Raw genomic sequence first — 23,804 nt, 5'->3', positions numbered from 1 at the left:
CCGGATTTCACACGCTTGGCGCTGACCTAACCGTCGAGATTCCGTCCCAGTTCGTGCACCTCGATGCCACCGCCGGGCAGGCTGATCCGCACCGTCGACCCGTCCACCGCGACATCGATGCCCTCGGCAAGCGCTTGCGGCCGGAGCGCGTCCCGCGTCAGCAGTACGGCGCTCACGAGCACGAGCGGCTCGCCGTGGTGCGGAGCCGTCAGGTACGGCGTCGCCGAGTGCACACCGAACGGGTTCGCCCCGAGACCCCGATGCACGCCGGCTTCGTCGAACCCGTGCAACCCGACGACCGCGGACAGCACCCCGTCCTCGTTCCGCGCCGACGCGGACACCGAACCGGCTGTTGCCTCAGGCAAAGACTCTCCGGCGACCGCGAAGCCACCGCTGCGCACCATCGAGCCGGCCGGTCCTTCCACCAGGGCGCACCGGATCTCCCAACCCGCGTGGACGACCGACGCCGTCTCGATCCGCCACGGTCCGTCCGTACCCAGCCATGCTTTGTGCCAGGAGGACGCCGTACGCCCGCTCACGCCGATCCGCCGGATCCGCCCGCGCGAACTCGACCGTCCGTCCGCGTCGACGAGCGAGATGAGGTTGTCGATGCGCGGCGCGTGGTCGGACAGCTCCGGCCCGGCGTGGTTCGCGTACGCCAACCGGTTGTAGTGCGCGTCGCCCTCCGGCTCCACACCCTCCGGCTCGGCGAGCGGCGCGTGGTCGGCGCCATGGTTGACCAACTGCACGATCTGGTCGTGCCGGCTCGCGTGCACGATCCACCCTGGCGCGGGCATCGCCCGTACCTGGTCCGCGTCGTCGAGCGGGATCGAGTCCTCCGGGTCCGTCCACACCGGGTGCTCCGGCGGGAGGACCAGCCCGATGAACCCCTTCGATGCCCAGTACGGCGAGCCTGGACCGGAGTACTGCTGGGTGGTCGGCAGGAAGGTGTCGTACCACCCGAGCGTCAGCAGACCACGCTCATCCGGCACACCGTGCTGCACGAAGTGCCTCGCAATGCCCGAGCAAATCCGCCGCGTCTGACCGGGCGACAGGGGAGTGGCGTCCAGCACCGCGCCCATCCAGTACGGCGTCGCTGCGGCCATCCGATAGGTCAGAGAGCGACCCTGGTAGATCGGTGCGCCGTCGTTGCCGACCAGGTGCACCGCGTCTTCCAGGAACAGCCGGAGCCGATCCCGGTACTGCGTCAACCGGTCCTCGTACGCCGCACCCGGCGTGGCAGCCGCCATCCGCGCCCACAGTCCGGGGTAGAGGTGCATGGCCCAGCCGATGTAGTTGTCAAAGTTCTGTCCGTCGCCATCGGAGTACCAGCCGTCACCGACGTACCAGTCCTCGATGCGGTCCAGCCCGCCGTCGATGTCGTCCTGTGAGTACGGCGCTCCGACCGACGCGAGGAACTGCTCACTCACGACCTGGAACAGCCGCCAGTTGTTGTCGTGCGTCGTGGAGCCGTTGAAGCCACCCAGCCACTCCGCGACGTGTTCCTGCGCGCGGGTGTCGAGCCGGTCCCAGATCCACTCCCGCGTCTCGTGCAGTGCGACCGCGATCGCTGCTGCCTCGACCATCTGCTGTGAACGCGGGGTCAGCCGCAGCCACGCCTCCGGGTGGTCGGGATTCGCTCCGTTCGCGACACCCCGCGCGTACCGCTCGATCAGTTGCTCGCAGCCCTTGCCCTGCACGCCGGCGATGCGGAACGCGGCCAGCATGAAGGACCGCGCGAAGCCTTCCAACGCGTCCGAGTCCGTACCCGACCGACTCGGCCGGCCGGGCAGTGCGATCAGCGAGGCGCCGGGGGAGAAGTACGGCACCAGCGAGTCGAGCAGGTGATCCGCCAGCACCTCCCAGTGCGCGCGGCTCCACCCAGTCTGACGAGACAGGACGCGGTCGGTGTGAGGTAGTACGAGGCGGGTCATGGGGCCTCCCGGTCTGGAATGAGGAGTGAAGGGAGCGAAGCGACTGGAACGACGAGGGAAGACCGGGAACGGAGGCTCCATGACCCCGCCTGCGCCGAAGGCCCGGCGAAAAGCACTGTCATGCGAGTCTCCCGAGTTCGGTTTGGCTGATGGCGTGCTGTAGTGGCTTGCCGGCAGCGAGGCGTTCGAGCTCTCCGACGGCGAGTTCGCCGAGGCGGGCGATCTCGTTGCCGACGGCGCCGGCGACGTGCGGGGTGACGAAGACGTTCGGCAGGTCGAGCAGCGGCGAGTCCGGCGGCAGCGGCTCCGGGTCGGTCACATCGAGTACGGCGTCGATCCGGCCGGAGACGCACTCGCGGAGGAGCGCGTCGGCGTCGATGATCTTGCCGCGGGCCGTGTTGATCAGGACCGCGCCGTCCTTCAGCAGACCGAGCAGACGGGCGTCGACCAGGCCGACGGTCTCCGGGATCAGCGGCGCGTGCACGCTGAGGATGTCGCTCCGGCGGAACAGCGTGTCGTTGTCGACCAGCTCCGCACCGAGCTCGGCCGCCTCGGCCGTGGTCAGGTACGGGTCGCTGATCAGCACCTGCAGATCGAACCCTTGCAGCCGCTCGGCCACCATCTTGGCGATCCGCGACGCCCCCAGCAGGCCGACCGTCGAACCGTAGCTGCCCGGCATCCCGTGCGGGTCCGCCTTCCGCCGTTCCAGCCGGTACTGCGCCGCCAGCCGGAAGGCCCGCTTCCCGGCCAGCACGATCGCGGCGACCGTGAACTCGGCCACCGGCAGCGCGTTCGCGGTGGCCGCCGACGACACCTGGATCCCGCGGTCGAACGCGATCGGGTCGACGATCGCTTTGACCGATCCGGCGGCATGCAGGATCGCCTGCAGCTTGGGCGCCGCGTCGAGCACCTCCGGCCCGATCCGCGGGCAGCCCCAGCCGGTGACCAGGACGTCGACCTCCGGCAGCGCGGCCCGGATCGCGGGGTCGGCCAGGAAGCTGGTCCCGGGACCGACCGGCAGCACGGTCGCGACCGCCTCCAGGCGCTCGCGGACGCGCGGGACCAGCACGCGGTCCCGGCTGGCGTCGTTCATCGCCAGCATCACGGTCAGGGCGGAATCTGGTTCGTCGCTCACGAAGCCAACCTAGCAAGCGCTTTCCGAAGCTGTCTTCCCGGCGGCCGAATCTTGGAAGATGCTGAAAGATTCCGGTCGCCGGAATGTGGGCCCGCACGTTCGGCGTTATGCGGTGAAAGGGCAGGATAGAGGAGCCCACCCGCCCTGCTGGCCACTGTATGAAGGAGACGACGATGCTGCGACCGGACGACCTCTACGAGATCGTCGACGAGTCGGTGGCGACCGGCCCGGCGGCGACGCCGAAGGTCATGGTGCACTCGCTGGACGGGTTCATGGACGCGGGCCAGGCGGGCCGGGTGACGGCCGATCACCTGCTCGAGGTGCTGGACAGCCGGCTGATCGCGCGGTTCGACGTGGATCTCCTGCACGACTACCGGGCCCGGCGGCCCGAGGTGACGTTCGCCGAGGACCGGTTCATCGACTACACCCCGCCACAGCTGAATCTGCACCTGCTGACCGATGACGCGGGCGTCGAGTTCCTGCTGCTCGAGGGTGTCGAGCCGGACAACCACTGGAACCGGTTCGCCGGCGCGGTCCGGCAGCTGATCGAGCTGTACAACGTGACGCTCACGATCGGTGTCCACGGGATCCCGATGGGCGTCCCGCACACCCGTCCACTCGGCCTGACCGCGCACGCGACCCGGCCCGAGCTGGTCACCCGGTCGAACATCTGGGACGGCCAGATGCGTCTGCCCGCGAGCGCCGGCACGATGCTGCAGGTGCGCCTGGGTGAGGCCGGCAAGGACGCGATGGGCTTCGCGGTGCACGTCCCGCACTACCTGGCCGAGAACCGCTTCCCGGGTGCCGCGCTGGCCCTGGTGCACGCAATCTCCGCCGCCACCGGCCTGCTCCTCCCTAGCAAGGCCCTGCTCGACGAGGCCGCCGTCACCGGCCGGCTGGTCGACGAGCAGGTCGAGGCGTCGGAGGACGCGTCCGCGGTGGTCAACGCCCTCGAGACGCAGTACGACGCCGCCGAGGGCTCACTGACCCGCAAGAGCCTCCTAGCGGACTCCACCCCGTCCGCCGAGGAGCTAGGCGCCGAGGTCGAGCAGTTCCTGGCCGACCTGAACCGCGAAGACGACCAGTAGTCTCCCCTCCGGGAGGGTACGGCGCGTGTGGCGGGCGGGTGCTGTCAGGATGAGGCATGCCTGAGTCGCTGGAGGATCTGGTCGAGCTGCTCGACCTGGAGATGATCGACGTCGATTTGTTCCGCGGCCGTCAGCCGCAGACGTCGATGCAACGGGTGTTCGGCGGTCAGGTGCTGGGCCAGGCGCTGGCCGCCGCGAGCCGGTCCGTGGACCCGGAGCGGGTGGTGCATTCGCTGCACGGCTACTTCCTGCGCGCCGGCGACACCGCCGTACCGATCGTCTACCGTCCGGAGCCGACCCGGGACGGCGGTTCGTTCAGCAGCCGCCGGGTGGTCGCGTCGCAGAACGGGAAGCCGATCTTCTACATGTCCGCGTCGTTCCAGCGGCCGGAGCCCGGGCTCGACCACCAGGATCCGATGCCGGACGACGTCGTACCGCCGGAGGAGGCACCGCGGCTGGCGACCGTCCTCGAGGCGCGCTCGGGCCGGCCGGCCGCCGACTGGGACAAGGAGTGGGCGGCCCTCGATGTACGCCTGGCCGGACTCACCGGCCGGCAGTTCTGGATCCGGGCCGCAGGCAAGCTTCCCGACGATCCCGCCTTGCATGCTTGCGTTCTCGCCTACGCCAGCGACCTGACGTTGCTCGGGGCAAGCTTGTTGCCACACGGCATCGTGATCGGCGACCGCCGCATCCAGCCGGCCTCCCTCGACCACGCCCTGTGGTTCCACCGCCCGTTCCGCGCCGACGAGTGGCTCCTTTACGACCAATCGTCCCCCTCCGCCTCCGGAGCCCGGGGCTTCGCCACCGGCCGCCTCTACACCGAATCCGGCAGCCTGATCGCCTCCGTCGCCCAGGAAGGCCTGATCCGCCCCGTCGGCCTCGACCTGGACACCTCGAAGTAGCTTTCCGCTCCCGATTCCTCTGATACCGTGGAGGCATGTCGAAGCGCGCTGTAGTCACGACGACGCCGGAGTTCGTCCCGGCGCGCTGACACCTGACTGTCTGACAAAGCCCCGGGGCGAGTGCCCCGGGGCTTTGTCGTGCTCCGTGGTTACTCGCCCCGAACCATGGAGGAAATCATGTACGACCACCGCAAGCTCGGCCGCGAACTCGGCCTGTTCGACTCCGACCCGCTGATCGGCGCCGGTCTGCCGTACTGGCTGCCCGCCGGTGCCGCCGTCCGGCACGCCTTGGAGAGCTACATCGCCGAGGTGGAACGAAGAGCCGGCTACCAGCAGGTCTACTCACCCGTGCTCGGCAAGCGTGAGCTGTACGAGATCTCGGGCCACTGGGCGAAGTATCACGAGGACATGTACCCACCGATGGATCTGGGCGGTGAGCAACTGGTCCTGCGGCCGAGCATCTGCCCACACCACGCGCTGATGTACCGCTCCCGCTCGCACAGCTACCGCGAGCTCCCGCTCCGGTTCTCCGAGCTCGGCGGGCAGTACCGCGCCGAACTCTCCGGCGCGATCGGCGGCCTGAACCGGGTCCGCGCGATGCAGCTCAACGACGCGCACATCTTCTGCCGCCTCGACCAGGTCGCGGGAGAGGCCGAGAGTGCTCTCCGACTGATCAATCAGGCGTACGCCGATATGGGCATCAGCGCGTCCCGCTACGTTCTCGCCCTCCCGTCGGAGGACGCCGACTTCAACGACCCGTCGAGCAAGTACGTCGGTGACGCCGCGAGCTGGGCGCAAGCCGCCGGCCTGCTGCGCGACGTGCTGAAGAACGCCGGCATCGACTACCAGGACGCACCGGGCGACGCCGCGTTCTACGGACCGAAGATCGACATCCAGATGATGGATTCGGCCGGCCGTGAGTTCAGTCTGTCGACCATCCAGATCGACTTCCACCAGCCCGAGGCGTTCGGCCTCGAGTACATCGGTGCTGACGGCAACAAACATCGCCCGGTGATGGTGCATCGCGCGATCGTCGGCAGCATCGAGAGAGCGGTCGCTCAGCTGATCGAGGTGCACGGCGGAGCGTTCCCGGCCTGGCTCGCGCCGGTGCAACTCGTCGTACTCCCGATCTCCGACGACGAGGAGAAGCTCGCCGTCGAGGTCGCCCGGCGGGCGTCGGACCGGGGGCTCCGGGTCGAGGTCGCGCACGCGGACGAGGGCAACCTCGGCGCACGCATCCGCGAGAACCGGCTGGCGCCGTACCAGGCGGTCATCGGCGCGCGCGAGGCCGCTGCCGGGCTCATCGCCGTACGCCGACGGGACGGTCAGCAGGTCGCCCCGGCGGAGATCGGGATGGCCCTCGACGAGCTCCGGGACAGCTGCCGACCACCCGCGCTCAGGTCGGCGTGTGTGAGCGCCGGCGCAGGATCCAGGTCGCGATCGGTACCACGATGATCGTCCCGATCAGGGCGCTCAGGAGTCCGCCCCAGTCGAAGATGTCGTCGTCACCGATGCCGAGGCCCAGCGTGAAGATCACGTAGCCGAGCAACGCGCCGAGCAGGCCGAGTCCGATCGACACCAGCCAGGACTTCGGCCCGCTCATGTGCCGGAAGGCGTCACCGGGCACGAGCATCCTGGCCAGGACTCCGCAGACCAACCCGAGTAGCACTGCTCCTATCATGTCCACCCCTCCTATGGTTCGGAGTGTCCTCCACGTTCCCGGCGGAGTCGAGTGGGTCAGCTCTCCTGCAGCTGTCCGATCAAGTGGGTGAGCTCGCGCTTCTCGTCGTACAGGGCGAAGTCGGTGGTCTTGCCGGACTGCTCGAAGCCGAACTGCACTCGCGACGGCAGCAGCAGCGGTTTGCGGAAGTCGACGCGCACTGTGAAGGCGTCGGGCAGCTTTCCGGCGCGCTCGATCGAGGCGAGCGCGGCGGCCTTGGCCCACATACCGTGCGCGATCTGGCGCGGGAACCCGAACGCCTGAGCGGTCAGCTTGAACAGGTGGATCGGGTTCCGGTCGCCGGACGCCCCGGCGTACCGGCGGCCGAGGTTGCCGCGCAGGTCCCACCACGCGGTGGGGTCGAGCTCGGGGTCCTTCAGCAGGTCGACGTGCGCCGACTCCGTCCCGGACGAGCGGCTCAGCAGTGTGGTGAGGTCGGTCCACACGACCTCGCCGTCGACACTGACCTCGCTGACCACGTCGAAGACCGTGCCCTTGGGATGCGGGCGCTCCGCCGTACTGTGCACCCGGATGGCCGGCTCGGCGTGGATCGGGATCGGCTGCCGCTGGGTGATCGTGTTGGACAGGTGCACGATCCCCATCGGCTTGTACGGGAACGACGGGTCGGACATCAGATCCAGGTGCAGCGGGAACGCGAGGACATGTGGGTACGTCGTCGGCAGCGCCGGGCCGGCCGGGAACCCGGTCACATCCCGGTACGCCGACAGGTGGTCCTGGTCGATCGCGGAGCGGGGGAGCTCCAGCGTGAGGCCGTCGGCGTCCGGCTCGTAGTCGGCCCGACGCAGCGTGGCTTTGACCGTCCGCGCGTAGAGCGAGCCGAATCCGGGGGTGTCGTCGTACCGTCGGGTCGGCATGTCAGGCGCCCAGCATGCTCTGGCCGCACACCCGGACCACGTTGCCGGTCACGCCCGCCGACGCTGGATCGGCGAACCAGGCGATCGTCTCGGCCACGTCGATCGGCCGCCCGCCCTGTTGCAGCGAGTTGATCCGGCGGCCGACCTCGCGGATCGCGAACGGGACCTTCGCGGTCATCTCGGTCTCGATGAAACCGGGCGCGACCGCGTTGATCCGGATGTTCCGATCGGTCAGCGTCGGCGCGAGCGCCTGGACCAGGCCGATCACGCCGGCCTTCGAGGTGGCGTAGTTCGTCTGTCCGTTGTTGCCCGCGATCCCGGCGATGCTGGCGACGCCGACGATCGAGCCGCCGTCCCGGAGCGCACCGGACTCCAGCAGATGCTTCGTGATCCGCTCGGGGGCGCGCAGGTTGACGTCGAGGACGGCGTCCCACGCGTCCGTGCGCATGTTCACCAGCCGCTTGTCCCGGGTGATGCCGGCGTTGTGGACGACGATGTCGAGGCCGCCGTGCTGCTCCTGCGCATGCGCCGCGATCCGCTGTGCGGCGTCGACGGCGGTGACGTCGAGGAGGAGCTCGCTGCCCCCGATCTTCGAGATCACCTTGCGCAGCGCGTCCGCGTTCTGCGGTACGTCGACGCCGATGATGGTCGCGCCGTCCCGGGCCAGCGTGCCCGCGATCGCCGCGCCGATCCCACGAGCCGCGCCGGTCACCAGGGCCACCCGGCCTGCGAGCGGCCGAGCCGGGTCGTTGCTGACCAGGGGGCCGGTCCCGATCCGGGCGACCTGTCCGTCGACGTACGCCGACTTGGGGGAGAGGAAGAAGCGGAGGGTCGAATCCAGCTGCTCGTGCGCGTCGGGAGCGACGTACAGGAGATTGACCGTGGCGCCGCGCTTCACCTCCTTGCCGAGGCTTCGCGTGAAGCCCTCGAGGGCGCGCTGCGCGATCTGCTGCCCGGTGGACTGCGCGAGCTCCGGCGTACGGCCGACAACGATCACGCGGCCCGCCGCCGCGAGCTGGCGGACGACGGGGGAGAAGAAGCGCTGCAGGCTGGTCAGGTCGGCCGTCGAGGTGGCTCCGGTCGCGTCGAAGACCAGCGCCTTCGGCCGGATCTCGCTCGACGCGATGCCCTCGGTCGCCGTACTGAACGAGGCTCCGATGTCCCGCAGCAGCGCCTGGATCGCCTTCCCGGCGTCGGTCTCGGAGATCGCGCCGAACACCACCGGCCCGTCGATCACCGGCGAACCCTCGGTCCAGCGTTGCAGTGGCGTCGGGTCGGGCAGACCCAGGTTCTTCACCAGGGTCTGGCCGAGCGGCGTCCGGGTGAAGGTCTGGTAGCGATCCGTCATTCTCTGCTCCTACTTCTCGAGGATGGCGACGACACCTTGGCCGCCCGCGGCGCAGATCGAGATCAGGCCCCGCCCACCGCCGTTCTCGTCCAGTTGCTTGGCCAGTGCGGCGACGATCCGTCCACCGGTCGCGGCGAACGGGTGACCCGCCGCCAGCGAGCTGCCGTTCACGTTCAGCTTGTCCCGGTCGATCTCGCCGAGGGGCGCGTCCAGGCCGAGCCGTTCCTTGCAGAAGATCGGGTCCTCCCACGCCTTCAGGGTGGACAGCACCTGGGACGCGAACGCCTCGTGGATCTCGTAGTAGTCGAAGTCCTGGAGGGTCAGCCCGGCTCTGGCCAGCATGCGCGGTACGGCGTACGCGGGGGCCATCAGCAGCCCCTCGGCGCCCTTCACGTAGTCGACCGCCGCGGTCTGCGAGTGGGTCAGGTAGGCGAGCGGCCTGAGGCTGTGCTTTTGTGCCCATTCCTCGGTCGCCAGCAGCACGGTCGACGCACCGTCAGTCAGCGGGGTCGAGTTGCCGGCCGTCATCGTCGCGGTCTCGCCCTTGCCGTACACCGTCTTGAGCTTGGCCAGCTTCTCCAGACTCGTGTCGGCGCGGAGGTTCTGGTCCTTCTCGAGGCCCAGGTACGGCGTGATCAGATCGGTCTGGAAGCCGCGATCGTACGACTTGGCGAGGTTGACGTGGGAGCGGTACGCCAGCTCGTCCTGCGCCTCCCGGGTGATGCCCCACTCGAGCGCGGTCAGGGCCGCGTGGTCGCCCATGGACTTCCTGGTCCGCGGCTCGGCGTTGCGGGGGATCTCGGGTACGACGTCCTTCGGGCGGACGCGCGCGAGCACCTTGAGTCGATCCTGGAAGGTCTTGGCCCGGTTGAGGTCGAGCAGGATGTTGCGGAGCTTGTCGTTGACCGCGATCGGCGCGTCGGACGCGGTGTCCACGCCACCCGCGATACCGGCGTCGATCTGGCCGAGGGCGATCTTGTTGGCGACCAGGATCGCGGCCTCGAGCCCGGTGCCGCAGGCCTGCTGGATGTCGTACGCCGGGGTTGTCGGGGCGAGCTTGGAGCCGAGAACCACCTCGCGGACCATGTTCCAGTCGCGGGCGTGCTTGAGGACGGCACCGGCGACCACTTCGCCGAGCTCCTGACCGCCCAGGCCGGTCCGGTCGACCAGGCCGTTGAGCGCGGCGGTGAGCATGTCGGAGTTGGAGGCGTGCCGGTAGGTCTTGTCCTGCCGGGCGAACGGAATCCTGTTCCCGGCGACAACGGCCACCTTGCGCGGTTCGGTCACGGTTTCTCTCCTGCTCTGCTGGAGCGGGTGGTGCTTCTGGGAAGGGCTTTTCGACCTACTGCGGTCGCGAGGGTGGCGGTGATCGCGGTCGCCCGGACGGTGGCGACATCGGCATGATGCACCACCGGATGCCCCGGCTGCCCGCTCGACACGATCAACCCGACCCTTGCCATGTGCAACGACCCGAGGGTCTGCATGTAGAGGTGATTGGCCAGGTACGCCGTGTCGACCCCGTCGAACACCCCGGAGCGCTGACCTGCTTCGAGGATGCCGGCGATCCGCGCCAGCGCCGCGGCCATCGCCGTACCGAGTTTGGTCATGACCGGCTCGGTGATCTCGCCGAACAGTTCGTCGCCGGTCCGTCGGAGCAGGCTCATCGCGCAGTCGGCGAAGGCCGGATACTCCAGGCAGAAGTCGACGAAGACCTCGGACAGGGCCTTGAGACGGTTCAGCGGCGCCCGGCGCGGGTTGTCGACTTCGTCGAGCCTTTCATCGAGCTCGCCCAGATAGTCGACCAGGGTGAGCGCGAACAGCTCCTCCTTGCCGGCGAAGTGCCGGTAGATCAGGGCCTTGTTGATCCCCACGCGCTTGGCGATATCGTCGATCTGTGCGTCGATCGTGCCCCGCTCGTCGAACAGTTCACGGGTTGCGCGGATGATGTCCCGCTCCCGGTCGCGACGACGCTCCGCCGTGGTCCGGCGGCGTCCGATCGCGAGCAGCGCGGAGCTCATGGATCGATCTTAGCCATAGCGGTACCCCTTGGTGCAAACGACGGTTACACTCGTCGGTAACATTGCGCTGTCGTGTCTTCTTCGCCTCGGAGGCTGAAAGATATGTCCGATCCCAAGGCCGCAGTCTCGGCCGACGTGATGACCCTCGCCGGTGAGCTCGGCGCCGAGCGGTCGAAGGCAGGCTGGAACACCTTCTCGCTCGCGCTGAACGACGAGCAGAAGGAGATCCGCGACTGGGCCCACACCTTCGCCGCCGAGGTGATCCGTCCCGCCGCGGCCGAGTGGGACGAGCGCGAGGAGACTCCGTGGCCGGTGATCCAGGAGGCCGCGAAGATCGGTCTGTACGGGCTCGACGCGAACGTGAACCTCTTCGTCGACCCCTCCGGCCTGCTGATGCCGCTGGTCCACGAGGAGTTGTTCTGGGGTGACGCCGGCATCGCGATGTCCCTGAAGGGAACCGGTCTAGCGTCGTCCGCGATCTTCTCCAACGGCACGCCTGAACAGTGGAGCCAGTGGATGGGACGGTGCTACGGGACGCCGGACGACGTGAAGGTTGCCGCATTCTGCTCGTCGGAGCCGGGGGCGGGGTCTGATGTGTCCGCGATCCGTACGCGCGCGACGTACGACCCGCGGTCTGACGAGTGGGTCATCAACGGGCAGAAGGCGTGGGCGACGAACGGCGGGATCGCCGACATCCACGTGGTGGTCGCGACGGTCGATCCGGCTCTCGGGACCAAGGGGCAGGCGGCGTTCGTCGTACCCAAGTCTGAAGTGCGCGGGCTGGAGCAGGGCACCAAACTGCGCAAGCACGGCCTGCGCGCGTCCCACACCGCCGACGTCTTCTTCGACAACGTCCGCATCCCGGCTTCCAATGTCCTGGGCGGAAAGGAGAAGCTCGACGAGCGCCTCGCTCGCGCCCGCTCGGCTGACGGTCGCCAGGGCCGCAACGCCTCGATGGCCACCTTCGAGATCACCCGCCACATCGTCGGCGCCCAGGCCATCGGCATCGCCCGCGCCGCCTACGAGGTCGCCCTCGACTACGCCAAGACCCGCGAACAGTTCGGCCGCCCGATCATCGACAACCAGGGCATCGCCTTCAAACTCGCCGACATGGCCATGGAAATCGACGCCGCCCGTCTCCTGGTCTGGCGAGCCGCCAACATGTCCGCCGCCCTGATGCGCGGCGAAACCCCCGACTACCGCCACGGCGAAGGCTCCATGGCCAAACTCAAAGCCGGCGAGGTAGCCGTCCGCGTCACCGAGGACGCCATCCAAATCCTCGGCGGTAACGGCTACACCCGCGAGTACCCGGTCGAACGCATGCACCGAGACGCCAAGATCTACACCATCTTCGAAGGCACGTCCGAAATCCAGCGGCTCGTCATCGCCCGAGCCATCTCTGGGATGCGGATCAGGTAGTACAGCCCACGCGCGCAACGCACGCGCTCCGTCGCTCCGCTCCTCCCGCGCCTGCTACGCGTGCTCCCCACCCACCCCCCCGGCTTGTCGCCGGTGCAGCCGTGCCGGCTGCGCCGGCGACCTGCGGGCTGCCGCCCGCGGTTTGGAGTCAGACACAAATCGGAGCCCGCACCTTTCAATCCCAGGGCGAGGTCTCGGAGATTCTCAACGGCCGCCAGGTCAAGGCGTACGACGTTCTTGAACGTATCGCCGACGCATTCGACATTCCGCGCGGCCGAATGGGGCTCGCATACAGCTCATCCGGCCAAGGGGACAGCGACAAGTCGAGTGAACTGACCAGCGACGATCGCAGGAACTTCGCCGGCGCGGTTGAGAGCGTCGCGTTCGGTTCAGTCAATGACCAGGCACGGAAATGGCTACCCGAGTTGCCGAACAGTGTGGCCGCAGTACCGCCTGTGATCACCGAATCTGACGTCGAACAAGTAGGGTCGATGACCCTGGAGTTCCGGAAGCTCGATCAGCGTTACGGCGGGGGAGCAGCGGTTGACGCGGCGCGCGGTTTCTATGGCTACGCACGGCGGATGATCCACTCGACCGCGGACCAACGCACCCACCGGGACCTCAAGGTGTCGCTGGCGGATTTCAGCAGCATGCTCGGTTGGTCGTTCCACGACATCGGCGATCAAGCCGCGGCTCGGCGCTTCCTGATGAACGCTCTCGTCCTTGCCAAAGATGCCGACGAACCCTCGCTCGCAGCTTCGATCCTGTACCGGCTCGGTCGGGTCAGCATGCAAGAAGCCCAACCAGTCGAGGCACTGAAGATGCTCCAGCTTGGCCAGCTCGCGGCGCAGGACGCGGGGATCCAGCCGAGGTCGCACGACTGCACGCCAACGAAGCGCTCGCCTACGCGATGCTCGGCAAGCACGATCACGTTCTCGACGCACTCGCTCGTGCGGATCATGAGATGGGCCGTGCCGACAAGAGCCGGGTGTCACCGTGGACGACGCTGTACTTCACGCCCGGCGACTACACCGGGCATCAGGCGCTGGTGTACAACTCGCTGTCGGGCTACGCAAAGGACGAGGCGCAAGCCCGCCAGTACGCCGTGCGCGCCGTCGAATTCGCGCAACAGGCCATCACCGAGTCCGGCCCCGACAGATCGCGCCGAAGCCGAACCTTCGACCGGATCATCTTGTCGACGAACCTGCTGCGTACGAACGAACTGGACGCCGGCGTCGACGTAGCTCGCGATGTGATCAACGAAGCCCAAGTCCTCCGCAGTGGCCGTGGCCTCAGCCGCCTCGCGGAGATCGGCGCCGCAGCTTCATACCATTCCGGTAGTCCCGACGCCGTGGACTTGCTCCACCAGCTCGAATCCGTCCGCATAACCGCGCCGAAGGCCCTCACCGCATGACGAACCTGTCCCCAGAGCTCGACCAGTGGCTCAAGCACGCCCTCAAGGGAATCTGCCAAGAAGCAGGCCTTCTCCCGGACGAAGCCGAACTCATCAAGTACACGAACAACGCCGTGTACCGACTTCCCAGCCAAGGCGTCGTCGTCAGATTCGGAGCAGGCGCCTCGCCAGCCAACGCGCCGACCACGTCGCACGAATCGCCACCTGGCTCGAGCAGCATGATGCGCCGGCCGTCAGGCTCGCTCCAGATCTGACCCAGCCCGTCCTGTTCGAGAACTACTCGGCCACCATCTGGCAGCTGCTCGAAGGCGGCAACCCCGCGTGGACCGGCGCGGCGCTGGCAGCACCATTACTCGGCTGGCACAAACTCGAACCGATGCCCAACCTCAAGCCCTGGGATCCCTTCAGCAGCGCGCGCAGCCGCCTCGCCATGGCCGACGGTCTAACTGCTGACGACCACGCCTGGCTCACCGAACAATGGGCCAACACCGAGGCCGACTACCGAGACCTCACTCCCGACCTCCGGATGGGCCTACTCCACGGGGACGCCTACATGGGCAACCTCCTGAAGGAGCCGACCGGTCGCTTTGTCCTTTGCGACTTCGACGGCACCAGCATCGGCCCTCTCGCCTACGACCTGGTAGTAGCCGCTGTCAGCGCCCTCCGCTTCGGCGCTACCCAAGACCACGAAGCCCTAGCCACCACCTACGGCCTAGACGTGACGACCGACCCGTCCTGGCCGACGCTCCGCCGCATCAGAGAACTAGTGCTCGTCACCAGCGTCATTACAGACCTCCGCAACCGCCCCGACATCGCCAAGGTCCACGCCCATCGGCTGGCCACCCTCAGATCGGGCGCCAACGAACTGTGGCACCGGTACAAGTAGTTGTACGCACCGATTTAGAAGAGGGGCGCGGCTGGTTCCTCGGCCGCGGTGTCTGTCGTGGGCTTACGGACTGTGGCATCCATGAGTTCGGCGAGTGGTCGTCGTGTTGACACGGTGAAGTCGCTCAGTGAGGATTGAGGCAATGAATGTTGAGCGGACTTCTTTGGTGGAGCGGGCGCGGGTGCATGCGGCGCTCGGGGATCCGGCGCGGCTGGCGATTGTGGATGCGCTGGGGGTGGGAGACGCGGCGCCGGGGGAGTTGGGGGCGGTGCTGGAGATGCCGACCAACCTGGTGGCGCATCACCTGAAGGTTCTGCAGGACGCGGGGCTGGTGGTAAGAGGGAGGTCCGAAGGCGATCATCGCCGGACCTACGTGCGGCTGGTGCCGGAGACAATGGCGATGGTGGCGAGTCCTTCGTTGACCGATGTGCCGCGGGTGGTGTTCGTCTGCACGCAGAACTCGGCGCGGTCACAGTTGGCGGCGGCGATCTGGTCGCGACGGAGTCATGTGCCGGCAGTGTCGGCTGGGACTCAGCCGGCGGAGCGGGTGCATCCCCGGGCAATCAAGGTGGCACGGCGGCGCGGGCTGGACCCGGATCGATGGCGCACCTCTCAGATCGCCGACGTGGTGAAGCCGGATGACCTGGTGATCGCGGTGTGCGACATCGCGTACGAGCATCTACCGGCCGAGGCGCGGCCGCGGGTGCATTGGTCGGTGCCGGATCCGGCACCGGTGGACACGGATGCGGCCTTCGACGCGGCGTACGACGAGATTGCCGGCCGGATCGAGCGGTTGGCGCCACTGGTTTCACAGAGCAAGGCGAAGGGGACGAGAGCATGACCGAAGTCGCTGGGTATCACCGCGAGGATTTGTCCATCGATCAGCAGCTTGCGCTGCGTACGGCGGCGTCCCGGCTGGGGGAGCAGTTCGCCGGGATCTACGGACCGGAGACGATCGAGCGCTTCCTGCACTCGAGCTACGACCAGTTCGCGACCGGCAGCACGATCCCGAACTTCCTGCCACTGCTGGCTGAACGCTTCGCTCGGCAGCGCTTGACGGCGCTGGCACGGGTGGAAGGACACCACAACGACGGTCGTCCGGTCGTGCTCTTCTTGTGTGTGCACAACGCGGGTCGCAGCCAGATAGCGCTGGGCTTCTTCGAGCACCTCGCCGGTGACAGGGCGATCGGGTGGTCGGGCGGATCGGAGCCGGGTGTCGAGGTGAATCAGGCCGCGGTCGCGTCGATGGCTGAGCGCGGCATCGACATTTCGACCGAGTACCCGAAGCCGTGGACGGACGAGGTGGTCCGGGCGGCGGACGTCGTCATCAGCATGGGCTGCGGTGACGCGTGCCCGATCTTCCCCGGCAAGCGGTACGAAGACTGGGTCCTGGATGACCCCAACGGTCTCGACGTCGCGGACATCCGCCCGATCCGGGACGAGATCGAGCGCCGGGTCCGCGAGTTGCTCGACGAAGTCGGCGTACCTGCTGCGAGCGGCCGGTGAACACCGCTCCACTCTGGCGACGGGCAGTTGCCGAAGGCATCGGAACCGGTCTGCTGGTCACCGTCGTCGTCGGCTCGGGGATCGCCGCCGCGAAACTCTCGGCCAACGACGTCGGACTCCAGTTGCTGGAGAATGCGTTCGCGACCGCGCTCGGGCTCGCCGTACTCATCCTGATGATCGGTCCCGTGTCAGGTGCGCACTTCAACCCGGTGGTGTCGGCCGTCGACTGGTGGCTCGGCCGAGCTACCGGCGGCGGTCTGACCTCGCGTGATCTCGGTGCCTATGTTCCGGCGCAGATCGTCGGCGCGGTGCTCGGCGCCATATTGGCGAATCTGATGTACGGCGAGGCCGCGGTGTCCTGGTCCACGACCGAACGCAGCGCCGGGCATCTGTGGCTCGGCGAGGTGGTCGCGACGGCCGGGTTGATCGTGCTGATCTTCGCGCTGGCCTCATCCGGCCGGGCGTTCCTCGCGCCGGCCGCGGTCGGTGCGTACATCGGGTCGGCGTACTGGTTCACATCCTCGACGTCGTTCGCCAATCCGGCGGTCACGATCGGGCGAGCTTTCAGCGACACCTTCGCCGGGATCGCCCCGGCGTCCTTGCCGGGCTTCGTGATTGCGCAGATCGTCGGCGCTACTGTCGGAGTGGGTCTGCTGGCCCTGCTGTACCCGAGAGCCGGACGAGCCGCGGACGAAGTCGTAACTCCCCACATCGACACCACTGCGAGTACTGGAGCATCCAAGTGAGCAAGCCGAGTGTTCTGTTCGTCTGTGTCCACAACGCCGGCCGGTCGCAGATGGCCGCGGGCTGGTTGAGGCATCTGGCGGGCGACACGATCGAGGTCCGGTCGGCCGGATCGGAACCCCGCGACCAGATCAACCCGGTCGCGATCGAAGCGATGCAGGAAGTCGGCATCGACATCACCGGCGCGGTGCCGCAGCGGCTGGAGACCGAGGCCGTTCAGGAGAGCGATGTCATCGTGACGATGGGCTGCGGTGACGCCTGCCCGATCTTCCCCGGCAAGCGCTACGAGGATTGGGAACTGACCGACCCGGCCGGGCAACCGATCGAGGTCGTGCGCCAGGTTCGCGACGACATCCGCGGCCGGGTCGAAAAGCTCGTCGGCGAACTGCAGACCACCTGAAGCCTGACGCATTGACCACTATATAGACGGCTGTAAACATAGACCTATGTCGAATCCGGGGGGACAGCGGACGGTGGTCGTGCCGCTGTCACGGGAGGACGCCGAGCGGCGCGCGGCCCAGCTGAGCGTCGTCGCGGATCCGACCCGCCTGCGCCTGATGAGTCTCGTACTGACGCATCCGGCCGGGGAGGCGAGCGTGGGGCAGCTCGCGGCCGAGTTCGATCAATCGCACACGACGATCAGCCATCACCTGCGGCTGCTCTGCGAGGCGGATCTGCTGACCCGTGAGCGTCGGCAGTCGTTCAGCTACTACCGGCCGACCCATCAGGCAGTTGCCCAGTTGGCGACCTTGCTCGGGGTGGAGGTGCCCGAGCAAGGTCCGGCACGCGAGCCGGCGTTCGATCTGAGCGCGGCGGTAGTCGATCGGCAACTCGAGAACATCGCGGGGCAGCTGGCGACCCGCTTCACCGGCGTCTTCTCGCCCGAGACCGTACGGCGCTATGTCGGGGAGAGCTACGACATGCTGGCCGCCCGATCCCGGGTGCGGAGATTTCTGCCGTCGCTGACCGCCAACTTTGCGGCCGAACGGCTGACCGCTCTGGCGAAGGCCGAAGGTAAGACACACCCCACCGTGTCCGAGGTGCTCTTCGTCTGCGTCCGCAACGCCGGCCGGTCGCAGATGGCTGCGGGCTTGCTGAGCCAGCTGGCCGGCGATCGCGTACTGGTGAGGTCGGCCGGCTCGTTGCCGGTGGCACTCGTCGACGCGAACGTGGTCACCGCGATGGACGAGATCGGCGTTTATCTCGGTGGTGCCTATCCCAAGCCGTTGTCCGACGAGATCGTCCGGGCCGCTGACGTCGTGGTCACGATGGGCTGCGGCGATGCTTGCCCGGTCTACCCCGGCAAGCGCTACCTCGACTGGCCGGTCGAGGACCCGGAAGGTCGGCCGCTTCCGGAGGTGCGGCGGATCCGCGAGGAGATCCATCAGCAGGTCAGGGAGCTTGTCGCCGAGTTGCTCGCGGTGGCGTGATCAGAGGTTGGCGACCAGGTCACGGGCGGTGCGACCGGCGCCGACGAGTGTGGCCGAGGCAGGCCCGGTCCAGTCGCCGTATCCGATCAGGTGCAGGCGTGGTTCCTTGATCGCCTGAGTGCCGTCGGTCGGGATCAGACCGTCCGGTCCGCGCAGGCCAAGAGCTGCCAGGTGACCGAGTGCCGGCCGGAAGCCGGTGCACCAGATGATCGTGTCGAACGAGGTTTCCGAGCCGTCGTGCCAGCGAACGCCATGGTCGACCAGACGGACGAACGGTCGGCGAGCGTGCAGTACGTCGCGGTCGCGGGCTTGCCGAACACTCTCCACCATCACGATGTCACCGAGGCCTGAAACACCGCCGACGGCGGGCTCACCGAGCTGCCGGGCTCGGTGCCGCTTGGTCGCGATCTCGAACAAGGCTCGTCCGTCGACGTCGTCAGGAAGGAAGCGCGGCGCGCGCAGTGTCACCCAGGTGATCTCGGCGACGAGCGACACCTCGGCCAGGATCTGCGCGGCCGAGTTGCCACCACCGACGACCAGCACGCGCTGACCGGCGAAGTCGGACGCCCGCCGGTAGCCGGCAGTGTGCACCTGCCGACCGGCGAACGAGCCTGGGTACCTCGGGACGAATGGCCGCGACCATGTCCCGGTCGCGGAGATGACGTGCTCGGCCGGCCAGTCGCCGTCGTCGGTGTGGACGACGAGGTGCCCGTGATCGCCCCGACTGACGGAGCCGACCGAGACAGAGCGTCGTACGTCGAGCTCGTAGCGCTGCTCGTACCGCGTCAGGTAGTCGACGACATGATGAGCAAGCGGATAGCCGCTGTCGCCGGTCCACGGAGGCATCATCCAGCCGGGCAGCGAGGAGTACTGGGTGGGAGAGAAGGTCCGCAGCGTCGGCCACATTCGCGCCCAGGCACCGCCCGGTTGCTCAGCCGCGTCGAGAATCACGAAATCCTGTCCAGGGACCAGACCGGCGCGACGCAGGTAGAACCCGGTGGCCAGACCCGCCTGGCCACCACCGATCACAACCACACGTGTGTCGCTCAGCTGACCGGCACCAGTTCTGCGAGCAGCGCACGGACCTTGCCGTCGATTTCGTCGCGGATCCGGCGTACGACGTCTTCCGGCCGGCCGGCCGGGTTCTCGATGTCCCCCGCGGGCCGGGAGCCGGCGGACCGGACGACCACCTTGCCGTCGGCGTAGTGGGTCAGGAGTGCCTCGGCCATCTGCGAGCGGCCGGCATTGGCCACGCAGAGGAACAGCACCTGCGGCATCGGGCTGGTGATCGCACCCTTGGCATGAGCGAGGGCCGTGAGCCGATCGGTCGCGAAGTGTTCGGCCAGAGCCGGCAGGTGACGACGGACCTTCGCAGTGCGGAACAGGGCAACGTACGACTCGTGGACGTAGCGGTCGATGGTCTCCAGCCCGAAGACTCCGGGGAAGCGGTCGGACAGTCGTTCGGCCGCGCGGGTCAGCACGGTGTCGACGTCGAGAAGAGCCAGGTCTTCCGCGGACGCGGGCATGGTGAGCTCCTGACGTAGAGGTCGTTGCATCAGGCCCTAGATTGACGGACGTCGATGAATAACCGGTGACGCGTGGCTGCCGGCGCAGCCATTCAGCGAGCTGTGGCGGTGGGCACGGCCAGCAGAGTCGACAGCCAGGTCAGGCGATCGGGTAGGGGCCAGTAGTAGACCCAGGTGCCGCGGCGCTCGCAGTCGACCAGGCCGGCCTCGCGGAGCACCTTCAGGTGGTGCGAGATCGTCGGGCCGGAGACGTCGAACTGCGGCGTGATGTCGCAGACGCAGACCTCCTCGCCGGCCGACGCGATGATCGACAGCAGACGTAGCCGGATCGGGTCGGAGAGTGCCTTGAAGACGGCCGCACCCTCGGCCGCCCCGGCGCTGTCGAGGGCGGCGTCCATGATCGGCGTGCAGCAACCGCCGATGGGCTGGATGACGACATCCTGTTTTGACATGCGTCTATATTGACTTATGTCTAATCAAGAGGCAAGGTGGACGTCGTTGATTAGATGAGCATCAACTCAGCCGGTCGGCGCGGCTTCCGGGCGCCGGCGAGCTACTCGCAGAGTTTTGGAGACAAGCAATGAGCGTTCCATCGAAGGATCTGCCGGTTGTCGTGATCGGGGCCGGGCCGGTCGGTCTGGCGGCCGCGGCTCACCTGGCGGACCGTGGGCTGGAGTTCGTCGTCCTTGAGGCGGGTCCGAGCGTAGCCGCAGCGATCGAGGAGTGGCGGCACGTCAAGCTGTTCAGCCCGTGGCGTTACGACATCGACGGCGCCGCCCGGCGTCTGCTGGAAGAGACCGACTGGATCGAGCCTGACCTGGGTGAGCTGCCGACCGGTGGTGACCTGATCGAGGCATACCTGACTCCGCTGGCGAAGACCCCGCAGCTCGCGGACCGGATCCAGTACGGCGCCGAGGTGTCTGCCGTGACGCGGGTCGGATTCGACCGCATCCGCACCGCGGGCCGCGATGAGGCGCCTTTCTTGGTGCGCCTAACCGACGGCGAGGAGTTGCTTGCCGCGGCCGTGATCGACGCGGCCGGGACCTGGCGTCGGCCGAACGTCCTCGGCGGCTCGGGGATCTCCGCCCGGGGCGAGGCCGAGGTCGCGGACGCCATCTCGCCCGCGCTGCCGGATGTCCTCGTGCGTGACCTCGAGCGCTTTGCGGGTCGCCGTACGGCGGTCGTTGGTGCTGGTCACTCGGCTGCGACGACCTTGCTCGAGCTCGGCGATCTGGTCGCTAGGGAGCCCAGCACCGAGGTGCTCTGGGTGGTTCGTGGCGCAGACCAGGCTCGGACCTACGGTGGTGGTGAGGCTGACGAGCTGCCGGCGCGTGGAGCGCTCGGCGCTCGGCTGAAGGCGTTGGTGCAGTCCGGCCGGGTCGAATTGATGAGTAACTTCCGGATCGAGTCGATGTCGCGTACTGCGGATGGCCGGGTCGAGCTGGCTGCGGGGGAGCGCCGGGTGGTGGCGGACACGATCGTCAACTCGACCGGCTTCCGCCCGGACCACGACATGGTCGGCGAGCTGCGTCTTGACCTCGACCCGATTCTGGGTTCGACGCGGGCGCTGGCTCCGCTGATCGACCCGAACCAGCACTCCTGTGGCACAGTCCCGCCGCACGGTGTCGACGAACTGCAGCACCCTGAGCCGGGGTACTACGCGGTCGGCGCGAAGTCGTACGGCCGGGCGCCGACGTTCCTCCTGGCCACCGGCTACGAGCAGGCCCGCTCGGTGGTCGCAGCCCTCGCCGGGGACTGGGAAGCTGCCCGTGACGTCCAGCTCAACCTGCCCGAGACCGGTGTCTGCTCGTCGAACCTCGCATACGGCGACTCGTCGGATGAGTCCGCGGGCGGCTGCTGCGGTCCCGCTCCGCAGGCCATCACGATCGGCGCTCTCGCGGGCCGTGGGCTGGCCACTGGAATCAGCGGCGGCCTGCTGACTGTGGTCGAAAGTGAGTCGAGCACGCAGTCGGGCTGCTGCAACTGATGTCGCTCAGTCCAGGTCTGGCCGCCGAGGCGTCGGCCGGCGCCAGACCTGGACCACAGCGGCTGGTGAGAGCGCTGGCCGTGACCCAGACGGTCGGGTACGGCGTTCTGTACTACGCGTTCAGCGTGATCCTCGGCCCGATGAGCCGGGACCTGGGCATCTCGAACGCCACGGCTGCTGGTGCACTGACGACCGCGGTGCTGGTGTCGGGGCTGCTGTCGATACCGGTCGGGCGCTGGCTGGACGCGCGTGGCGGTCATGCGCTGATGACCATCGGGTCGGCCCTGGGTGCGACAGCGGTGCTGGGATGGTCGCAGATTGACTCTGTCGCCGAGCTGTACGCGGTCTTCGTGTTGATCGGTGTGGCTTCTGCGATGGTGCTCTACGAGCCTGCGTTCGCGGTGGTTGTCGCCGCCACCGATCCGGCACGGCGGGCTAAGGCACTGCTCGGCATCACCTTGGTGGCCGGGTTCGCCAGTTCGATCTTCATCCCGCTCACCGGGCAGCTGGTGGCCAGGCTGGAGTGGCGTTCCGCGTTGGTCGTACTCGGAGTTCTGCTCGCCGTCGTCACAGTCCCGCTGCACGGCGTGGCGCTGCGGCAGACGACGTCGGCCGGTGATCGCGGTCAGCGGCACCGACGCCCATCACCCGGCCGAGCACTCCGTGATCCCGCGTTCTGGTTGCTTGCGGCAACGTTTGTCCTGCATGGTGCCGCGCTCGCGGTGATCGCCGTGCACCTCGTGCTGTATCTGATCAGCCTGGGTCATCCGGCCACCCTGGCCGCGACCCTCGCCGGATTGCTCGGACTCCTTTCGGTCACCGGACGCGTCGTTGCCACGCTGTCGACCCGATGGTTGCCGATGACCACCATCGCTGGGTCGATCTTCATCGTTCAGGGGATGGCGCTGTCGTTACTGCCGGTCGTCGGCCGGCAGGTGGCCGGGGCGATCGTCTGCCTGGTCCTGTTCGGTCTCGGCTTCGGGATCGCCTCGATCGCGACGCCCGCGATCTTGCTGGATCGGTACGGCGCCACCGGCTACGGCACCATTGCCGGAACGCTGGCCGCGCCCGTGCTCGTCGCGAGAGCGTCGGCGCCGCTCGGCGGCGCAGTGGTCGCGGCAGTCGCAGGCTACGGACTTCTCGTTGTGCTGGTGGCGTCAGCGTGTGTTCTTGCCGGTGCTCTTCTGCTGGTTGTCGCGCGGCTTCCTATTGCGCGGCCGGCATCTCACCCGTGACCAGGAAGATGACGCGCTGCGCCATCGATACGGCGTGGTCCGCGATGCGTTCGTAATAGCGGCCGAGCAGAGCGAGATCGACGGCGACCTCGACGCCGTGTGGCCACGAGTCGTCCATCATCAATCGGAACTGGCTGCTTCGCAGCTTGTCCATCTCGTCGTCGGTCGTGGCGATCCGCTGTGCGGCGGAGACATCCCGGCTGTTGATGACGTCGCCGGCCTGGTCGACCATTCGTTGCGCGACCTGTCCCATCTCCTCGATCAGGCCGTGAAGGTCGGCGGGGATCGCCGCTCCCGGGTACCGGAGCCGGGCGATCTTGGCGATGTGGGCGGCGAGGTCTCCCATGCGCTCGAGGTCGGCGACCATCCGGAGTGCGGCGACGAGCATCCGGAGCTCATCGGCCACGGGTGCCTGGCGGGCGATCAGTGTGAAGATCTGCTCTTCGAGGGTTTCGCCGATGGCATCGAGTTGGGAGTCGGCGGCGATCACCTCTTCGGCGGTCCCGAGGTCGGAGGTCAGTAGCGCGGCGGTCGAGCGCCGGACGGTGCTCGAGACCGTCCGGGTCATCCGCTCGAGTAGGGGCAGGATGTCGTCGAGCTGTTCGTGGTAGATGTTCCGCATGTCGGCCTCCGGTAG

The 23,804-nt window shown here is 68.0% G+C and carries 24 protein-coding genes; 13 read left to right on the top strand and 11 right to left on the bottom strand.

Annotation, left to right across the window (positions count from 1 at the left end; all coding sequences use genetic code 11):
* Nucleotides 1-26 precede the first annotated feature (26 nt).
* Nucleotides 27-1,934 (bottom strand): DUF2264 domain-containing protein, encoded by a 1,908-nt coding sequence (locus ACZ3HV_RS34210; RefSeq protein ID WP_465690516.1) that lies wholly within the window; start codon nt 1,932-1,934, stop codon nt 27-29.
* 118 nt (nt 1,935-2,052) lie between these two features.
* Nucleotides 2,053-3,069 carry a hydroxyacid dehydrogenase gene (locus ACZ3HV_RS34205; RefSeq protein ID WP_465690514.1) on the bottom strand — a complete coding sequence of 339 codons (1,017 nt, stop codon included), beginning with the start codon at nt 3,067-3,069 and terminating at the stop codon, nt 2,053-2,055.
* A gap of 173 nt (nt 3,070-3,242) precedes the next feature.
* On the opposite strand from ACZ3HV_RS34205, the gene ACZ3HV_RS34200 reads away from it, so the two are divergent.
* The 3 genes from ACZ3HV_RS34200 (at nt 3,243) to thrS (ending at nt 6,514) form a co-directional block, all read left to right on the top strand.
* The gene (locus ACZ3HV_RS34200; RefSeq protein WP_465690512.1) at nt 3,243-4,157 is read left to right on the top strand and encodes a proteasome assembly chaperone family protein; all 915 of its coding nucleotides are present in this window, start codon (nt 3,243-3,245) and stop codon (nt 4,155-4,157) included.
* 56 nt (nt 4,158-4,213) lie between these two features.
* Nucleotides 4,214-5,059 (top strand): acyl-CoA thioesterase, encoded by an 846-nt coding sequence (locus ACZ3HV_RS34195; RefSeq protein ID WP_465690510.1) that lies wholly within the window; start codon nt 4,214-4,216, stop codon nt 5,057-5,059.
* 177 nt (nt 5,060-5,236) lie between these two features.
* Nucleotides 5,237-6,514 carry a threonine--tRNA ligase gene (thrS, locus tag ACZ3HV_RS34190; RefSeq protein ID WP_465690508.1) on the top strand — a complete coding sequence of 426 codons (1,278 nt, stop codon included), beginning with the start codon at nt 5,237-5,239 and terminating at the stop codon, nt 6,512-6,514.
* On the opposite strand, the gene ACZ3HV_RS34185 is transcribed toward thrS, so the two are convergent.
* From ACZ3HV_RS34185 to ACZ3HV_RS34165, 5 genes are read right to left on the bottom strand one after another with little or no spacing between them, the layout of a single operon-like run.
* Nucleotides 6,456-6,740 (bottom strand): GlsB/YeaQ/YmgE family stress response membrane protein, encoded by a 285-nt coding sequence (locus tag ACZ3HV_RS34185; RefSeq protein ID WP_465690506.1) that lies wholly within the window; start codon nt 6,738-6,740, stop codon nt 6,456-6,458. The two genes, thrS and ACZ3HV_RS34185, sit on opposite strands and share 59 nt — an antisense overlap.
* A gap of 56 nt (nt 6,741-6,796) precedes the next feature.
* On the bottom strand, nt 6,797-7,654 hold the full coding sequence (locus ACZ3HV_RS34180) for a MaoC/PaaZ C-terminal domain-containing protein (RefSeq protein WP_465690504.1): 858 nt from the start codon (nt 7,652-7,654) through the stop codon (nt 6,797-6,799).
* 1 nt (nt 7,655) lies between these two features.
* Nucleotides 7,656-9,002 (bottom strand): 3-oxoacyl-ACP reductase, encoded by a 1,347-nt coding sequence (locus ACZ3HV_RS34175; RefSeq protein ID WP_465690502.1) that lies wholly within the window; start codon nt 9,000-9,002, stop codon nt 7,656-7,658.
* A 9-nt stretch (nt 9,003-9,011) separates the two neighbouring features.
* The gene (locus ACZ3HV_RS34170) at nt 9,012-10,289 is read right to left on the bottom strand and encodes an acetyl-CoA C-acetyltransferase (protein WP_465690500.1); all 1,278 of its coding nucleotides are present in this window, start codon (nt 10,287-10,289) and stop codon (nt 9,012-9,014) included.
* On the bottom strand, nt 10,286-11,020 hold the full coding sequence (locus ACZ3HV_RS34165; protein WP_465690498.1) for a TetR/AcrR family transcriptional regulator: 735 nt from the start codon (nt 11,018-11,020) through the stop codon (nt 10,286-10,288). Before ACZ3HV_RS34165 ends, ACZ3HV_RS34170 begins: the two co-directional genes overlap by 4 nt.
* Before the next feature lie 102 nt (nt 11,021-11,122).
* On the opposite strand from ACZ3HV_RS34165, the gene ACZ3HV_RS34160 reads away from it, so the two are divergent.
* The 8 genes from ACZ3HV_RS34160 (at nt 11,123) to ACZ3HV_RS34125 (ending at nt 18,419) form a co-directional block, all read left to right on the top strand.
* Entirely contained in the window at nt 11,123-12,439 is a 1,317-nt protein-coding gene (locus ACZ3HV_RS34160; protein ID WP_465690496.1) for an acyl-CoA dehydrogenase family protein, read from the top strand.
* A gap of 964 nt (nt 12,440-13,403) precedes the next feature.
* Nucleotides 13,404-13,853, top strand: coding sequence for a hypothetical protein (locus tag ACZ3HV_RS34155; protein WP_465690494.1), 450 nt, complete (start codon nt 13,404-13,406; stop codon nt 13,851-13,853).
* A gap of 25 nt (nt 13,854-13,878) precedes the next feature.
* Nucleotides 13,879-14,739: a phosphotransferase gene (locus ACZ3HV_RS34150; RefSeq protein ID WP_465690493.1), complete on the top strand. Its 861-nt coding sequence runs from the start codon at nt 13,879-13,881 to the stop codon at nt 14,737-14,739.
* Between the two features lie 142 nt (nt 14,740-14,881).
* Nucleotides 14,882-15,580 (top strand): arsenate reductase/protein-tyrosine-phosphatase family protein, encoded by a 699-nt coding sequence (locus ACZ3HV_RS34145; protein ID WP_465690491.1) that lies wholly within the window; start codon nt 14,882-14,884, stop codon nt 15,578-15,580.
* Nucleotides 15,577-16,245 (top strand): arsenate reductase ArsC, encoded by a 669-nt coding sequence (locus ACZ3HV_RS34140; RefSeq protein WP_465690489.1) that lies wholly within the window; start codon nt 15,577-15,579, stop codon nt 16,243-16,245. Before ACZ3HV_RS34145 ends, ACZ3HV_RS34140 begins: the two co-directional genes overlap by 4 nt.
* On the top strand, nt 16,242-16,991 hold the full coding sequence (locus ACZ3HV_RS34135) for an MIP/aquaporin family protein (protein ID WP_465690487.1): 750 nt from the start codon (nt 16,242-16,244) through the stop codon (nt 16,989-16,991). The genes ACZ3HV_RS34140 and ACZ3HV_RS34135 overlap by 4 nt, the downstream gene beginning before the upstream one ends.
* A complete protein-coding gene (locus ACZ3HV_RS34130) occupies nt 16,988-17,389 on the top strand; it encodes an arsenate reductase ArsC (protein WP_465690485.1) in 402 nt (133 codons plus the stop codon). The genes ACZ3HV_RS34135 and ACZ3HV_RS34130 overlap by 4 nt, the downstream gene beginning before the upstream one ends.
* 46 nt (nt 17,390-17,435) lie before the next feature.
* A complete protein-coding gene (locus tag ACZ3HV_RS34125; protein ID WP_465690484.1) occupies nt 17,436-18,419 on the top strand; it encodes a metalloregulator ArsR/SmtB family transcription factor in 984 nt (327 codons plus the stop codon).
* Here the strand turns inward: ACZ3HV_RS34125 and ACZ3HV_RS34120 are convergent, their stop codons facing one another.
* The 3 genes from ACZ3HV_RS34120 to ACZ3HV_RS34110 form a co-directional block, all read right to left on the bottom strand.
* Nucleotides 18,420-19,454, bottom strand: a complete 1,035-nt coding sequence (locus tag ACZ3HV_RS34120; protein WP_465690482.1) for an ArsO family NAD(P)H-dependent flavin-containing monooxygenase — start codon at nt 19,452-19,454, stop codon at nt 18,420-18,422. It abuts the gene before it with no gap.
* A gap of 11 nt (nt 19,455-19,465) precedes the next feature.
* Complete coding sequence (locus tag ACZ3HV_RS34115; protein ID WP_465690480.1) at nt 19,466-19,945, bottom strand: three-helix bundle dimerization domain-containing protein; 480 nt, start codon at nt 19,943-19,945, stop codon at nt 19,466-19,468.
* Between the two features lie 92 nt (nt 19,946-20,037).
* The gene (locus tag ACZ3HV_RS34110) at nt 20,038-20,397 is read right to left on the bottom strand and encodes an ArsR/SmtB family transcription factor (protein WP_465690478.1); all 360 of its coding nucleotides are present in this window, start codon (nt 20,395-20,397) and stop codon (nt 20,038-20,040) included.
* Nucleotides 20,398-20,525: 128 nt separating this feature from the next.
* On the opposite strand from ACZ3HV_RS34110, the gene ACZ3HV_RS34105 reads away from it, so the two are divergent.
* Both ACZ3HV_RS34105 and ACZ3HV_RS34100 read left to right on the top strand, forming a co-directional pair.
* On the top strand, nt 20,526-21,932 hold the full coding sequence (locus tag ACZ3HV_RS34105; RefSeq protein ID WP_465690476.1) for an FAD-dependent oxidoreductase: 1,407 nt from the start codon (nt 20,526-20,528) through the stop codon (nt 21,930-21,932).
* On the top strand, nt 21,932-23,167 hold the full coding sequence (locus tag ACZ3HV_RS34100; protein ID WP_465690474.1) for an MFS transporter: 1,236 nt from the start codon (nt 21,932-21,934) through the stop codon (nt 23,165-23,167). The genes ACZ3HV_RS34105 and ACZ3HV_RS34100 overlap by 1 nt, the downstream gene beginning before the upstream one ends.
* Here the strand turns inward: ACZ3HV_RS34100 and phoU are convergent.
* Entirely contained in the window at nt 23,139-23,789 is a 651-nt protein-coding gene (gene phoU, locus ACZ3HV_RS34095) for a phosphate signaling complex protein PhoU (RefSeq protein WP_465690473.1), read from the bottom strand. The two genes, ACZ3HV_RS34100 and phoU, sit on opposite strands and share 29 nt — an antisense overlap.
* Nucleotides 23,790-23,804 lie beyond the last annotated feature (15 nt).

The sequence above is a fragment of the Kribbella sp. NPDC020701 genome (assembly GCF_055562215.1).
The sequence above is the reverse complement of the archived record's forward strand: the minus strand, read 5'-3'. Positions and strand labels throughout refer to the sequence as shown.

Bases quoted from the DNA above. Each gene is read 5' to 3' on its own strand.
- ACZ3HV_RS34210 (WP_465690516.1), bottom strand. From the start codon at position 1,934: ATGACCCGCCTCGTACTACCTCACACCGACCGCGTCCTGTCTCGTCAG.
- ACZ3HV_RS34200 (WP_465690512.1), top strand. From the start codon at position 3,243: ATGCTGCGACCGGACGACCTCTACGAGATCGTCGACGAGTCGGTGGCG.
- ACZ3HV_RS34195 (WP_465690510.1), top strand. From the start codon at position 4,214: ATGCCTGAGTCGCTGGAGGATCTGGTCGAGCTGCTCGACCTGGAGATG.
- thrS (WP_465690508.1), top strand. From the start codon at position 5,237: ATGTACGACCACCGCAAGCTCGGCCGCGAACTCGGCCTGTTCGACTCC.
- ACZ3HV_RS34185 (WP_465690506.1), bottom strand. From the start codon at position 6,740: ATGATAGGAGCAGTGCTACTCGGGTTGGTCTGCGGAGTCCTGGCCAGG.
- ACZ3HV_RS34180 (WP_465690504.1), bottom strand. From the start codon at position 7,654: ATGCCGACCCGACGGTACGACGACACCCCCGGATTCGGCTCGCTCTAC.
- ACZ3HV_RS34175 (WP_465690502.1), bottom strand. From the start codon at position 9,002: ATGACGGATCGCTACCAGACCTTCACCCGGACGCCGCTCGGCCAGACC.
- ACZ3HV_RS34165 (WP_465690498.1), bottom strand. From the start codon at position 11,020: ATGAGCTCCGCGCTGCTCGCGATCGGACGCCGCCGGACCACGGCGGAG.
- ACZ3HV_RS34160 (WP_465690496.1), top strand. From the start codon at position 11,123: ATGTCCGATCCCAAGGCCGCAGTCTCGGCCGACGTGATGACCCTCGCC.
- ACZ3HV_RS34155 (WP_465690494.1), top strand. From the start codon at position 13,404: ATGGGCCGTGCCGACAAGAGCCGGGTGTCACCGTGGACGACGCTGTAC.
- ACZ3HV_RS34145 (WP_465690491.1), top strand. From the start codon at position 14,882: ATGAATGTTGAGCGGACTTCTTTGGTGGAGCGGGCGCGGGTGCATGCG.
- ACZ3HV_RS34140 (WP_465690489.1), top strand. From the start codon at position 15,577: ATGACCGAAGTCGCTGGGTATCACCGCGAGGATTTGTCCATCGATCAG.
- ACZ3HV_RS34125 (WP_465690484.1), top strand. From the start codon at position 17,436: ATGTCGAATCCGGGGGGACAGCGGACGGTGGTCGTGCCGCTGTCACGG.
- ACZ3HV_RS34115 (WP_465690480.1), bottom strand. From the start codon at position 19,945: ATGCCCGCGTCCGCGGAAGACCTGGCTCTTCTCGACGTCGACACCGTG.
- ACZ3HV_RS34110 (WP_465690478.1), bottom strand. From the start codon at position 20,397: ATGTCAAAACAGGATGTCGTCATCCAGCCCATCGGCGGTTGCTGCACG.
- ACZ3HV_RS34105 (WP_465690476.1), top strand. From the start codon at position 20,526: ATGAGCGTTCCATCGAAGGATCTGCCGGTTGTCGTGATCGGGGCCGGG.
- ACZ3HV_RS34100 (WP_465690474.1), top strand. From the start codon at position 21,932: ATGTCGCTCAGTCCAGGTCTGGCCGCCGAGGCGTCGGCCGGCGCCAGA.
- phoU (WP_465690473.1), bottom strand. From the start codon at position 23,789: ATGCGGAACATCTACCACGAACAGCTCGACGACATCCTGCCCCTACTC.